This is a genomic window from Longimicrobium sp. (assembly GCF_036280135.1).
Taxonomy (GTDB): domain Bacteria; phylum Gemmatimonadota; class Gemmatimonadetes; order Longimicrobiales; family Longimicrobiaceae; genus Longimicrobium.
In genome coordinates this window covers 1-3,036 of record NZ_DASURI010000721.1, presented here as the reverse complement: position 1 = coordinate 3,036, position 3,036 = coordinate 1, and the positions used below count along the sequence as shown (strand labels likewise).

At 73.8% G+C, this 3,036-nt stretch carries 3 protein-coding genes; all 3 read right to left on the bottom strand.

Annotated features, from left to right (window positions below; genetic code table 11):
- Positions 1-602 (bottom strand): hypothetical protein (locus VFZ20_RS23240; protein WP_329686347.1); only part of this gene is annotated, 602 nt, incomplete at its 3' end.
- 35 nt (positions 603-637) lie between these two features.
- Positions 638-2,011: an Ig-like domain-containing protein gene (locus tag VFZ20_RS23235; RefSeq protein WP_329686346.1), complete on the bottom strand. Its 1,374-nt coding sequence runs from the start codon at positions 2,009-2,011 to the stop codon at positions 638-640.
- Positions 2,012-2,471: 460 nt separating this feature from the next.
- Positions 2,472-3,036, bottom strand: a 565-nt coding sequence (locus tag VFZ20_RS23230; protein WP_329686345.1) for an NAD(P)/FAD-dependent oxidoreductase, incomplete at its 5' end; no start/stop codon positions are given.

Here is a 3,036-nt window from a genome sequence, read left to right as displayed (position 1 = left end):
TCCGCCGCCGCGCCTTCATCCGCCGCGGCCGCGCTGGCCGATGTCGTGGAGGACGTCGATCTCGATGCAGTCGCGGGCACCGTGCGCACGGCCTCGTCCGTCTCCATCCCCGTGAAGCGTACGGCGGCGGCGGCGTGCACGTCGGCGCGGAGGATGGCCTCCTCCACCGCGAGCTCGAAGTCATCCGCCTCGAATGAATCGCCCGCCTCGAAGCGAAGGACGAGCGCCTGTCCCGTGATGCCCTCCGTGGCCACGCCCGCGAAGCGGATGCGCCCCGGATCCACGGCGTGCCAGCTGGCCGACGTCCCGTTCGGCGCCGTGGCCGAGACGACGCGGTACCGGGATGCGCGGAAGCGCACCTCGCCCTGGAAGCTCTGCACCCGCTCGCCCGTCTCCCCCACGAAGCGCAGCTCCAGGGTGCCCGGCGCGGGCGAGACGAGCTCCGCGCGCGTGGCGGGCGAGAGCTGCACCACGGTGCCGTCCCGGGCGTGCCCGCGGGGCGAGAACGCGTCGGCGCAGCCGGCCAGCGCCAGCGCGCCCAGCGCGAGGGCCGCCATCCGCGTGCGCGCCCGGCGGCGCGCCGTCGTCGCGGAGCCGGGCATGTGCGTGCGTTCTGAAAGGGACGGGAGTGCGTTGATCAATTGGAGATCCCCACGATGCCGGTCACGACGATGGGCTGCGGATACGCCGCGAACCCGGTGTTGGCGGGCGCCGACGGAAACGAAAGACTCAGGGCCGCGGCTTGGCCGGGCTGGGCGGTCGCGGCCACCTCGAACACCAGCGTCACCACGGTGAGCCGCGTCCCCGTTGCGGGAGCGGACGAGGCGAACGCGAACCGGTACCGGCCCGGACCGCCGCCCTCGCTGATGCTGCCCGTGATGCCGGGCGTGGCGCTCCGGAGCGTAAGGACGCTCGCGTTGTAGCCCACCTCCAGCTCCAGCGCGCCCAGGTCGCCCGGCGTCTGCGCGCGCGACATGTCCAGGATCACGGGGACGGTCACTTGGTCGCCCACGCGGGCGGCGAGGTTCCGCGCGCCGTTGGGCAGCGCCGTGGCGAGCAGCTCCCCCTCGCCCAGCACCGCGACGACGGCGGCGTTGCTCCACACACCGCCGCTCTCCGCCTGGAAGACCGTGTGGCCCAGGGCCGCGCCCCGGTACACGCCGGGCTCGGTGAGGGCGAGCACGGGAGCGCCGGCCCGGCGGGTTTCGTTGAACCCGAGCGGCATCGGCCCACGGATGGTGTCCCCGTCCGTATCGATGGCCACGGCCCGCACGTGCACCGTATCGCCGATGCTGATGACGCGCAGCGCGGGCGTCAGGGTGATGCGGGCGGGCGTGGGCTGGTACACCTCCAGCGCCGCCGAGCCGGACCGTCCCTCGCTCGTGGCCGTGACCGTCACCCTCCCCGGCACACTGCCCTCGAACAGCCCCGTCGCGCCCACGGTCGCCAGCCCATCGGGCGACGTGGACCAGGTGACCGCGCGCCCCGTGAGAACGCGGCCCGCGGCATCCCGTACCACGGCCGAGAGCTGCACCCGCGCGCCGGATTTCACCCGTGCCTGGGGCACGGTGACGGTCACGGAGGCCACGGGGGCGGGGGTGACGGTCACCGTCAGCGTGCCGCTTTTACCCGATGCGTTCTCCGCCGCCGTGATGGTGGCGCTGCCGACCGTCACGCCGCGCACCAGCCCGGTGCCGTCCACGGTGGCGATGCTGGTGTTGCTGCTCGTCCAGGTGAACGACGCGCCCGACACCGTGGTGCCCGATGCCGTGGCGGCGCGGGCGGAAAGCTGTACGGTCTGCGCCTCGACAACGCTCGCCGCGGTGGCGGTGACCTCCACCCGCGCGACCTCGTTGCTGGGCGGATCGGTGGTTCCGTCGCCCCCGCATGCCCCCAGGAGCAGGGGGACGGCCGCGAGCGAAAGCGCGCCGCGAAGCCGGCGGACGAGCGTGCTTCCCGCGCGTAAGACGGAGCGCGCGCGGGGACGTACCCGGCGGGATGAAGACAACATGGATGTGCGGGAGCTGGGCACGCCGGTGGGGACTGCGGATGAGCGGAACAGGGCGTGTCTGATGGGCTAACTTAATCAGGAAGAACCGGATGCGTCAAGAACATCTGGCGCAAGAGGCGCGATCGCGGGACGCCCGATCCGGCGCATTCCGAGCCGCATCCCGAGGGCGTTGGCAGCGGATACGATCCGGGATGCCCCTTCTCGGTCGATCGATCGAGGGATTCGCCTTTAGCGAAGTACGCTTCGCGGGGGCGGGGGAAAACTTCATCGCGGTAACAGGCTGCCCTCCCGCTGGGGCCACCTCCCTCCCCCACGCAGTTTGTGGGGGAGGGTCGGGGAGGGGGGCGCCCCGCGTGCCGCGCGAGCTCACCCCTTCCGCGGGGGTGCCGTGCCGTTACTCTCGCACGTGCGACGGAGGTCTGCCGCCGTAGCGGATTTGGAGCCCCGGCCGCGACCCGGGTCAGAACCCGCTGACGTTCAGCGCCCGGTAGAACTCGGCGAGCTTGCGCGCATCCGTGGCGAACCACGAGCCCAGCCAGTGCTGGTACGCGGCCGCGGCCTCCGCGGCCGGCACCCCGCCGTGGATCACCGGCGCGACCAGGTGCCCCGCCATCATCCCCGACATCAGCGCCTTGAGCACGCCGTGCGACGAGGTGGGGTCCAGCGTGGCGGCCGCGTCGCCCACCATGAACCAGCCCGGCGCCGCCACGCGCTCCGAGATGCGCCACGTGACGTCCGCGCCGCGCGCCGGCCCCATCGGCCGCAGGGCGCGCAGCTCCGCGGGCATCCACGACGCGTCCGTCCGGTCGCCGTTGAACGCCACGCGCGTCCACCCGTAGACGTCCGGCCGCACGCGCGCCGTCCACGTCCACCCCTCCGCGTCCGCCTCGAGGGCGGGGGCGTCCGCGCGCGCCGGGCACGCGCCCTCCGCGTACCCGTAGCGCGCCAGCAGCCGCGGCGAGCACGGCCGGCTGCCGATGCCCAGCGCGCGCCCCAGCCAGCGCGCGCGTCCCGTGGCATCCACG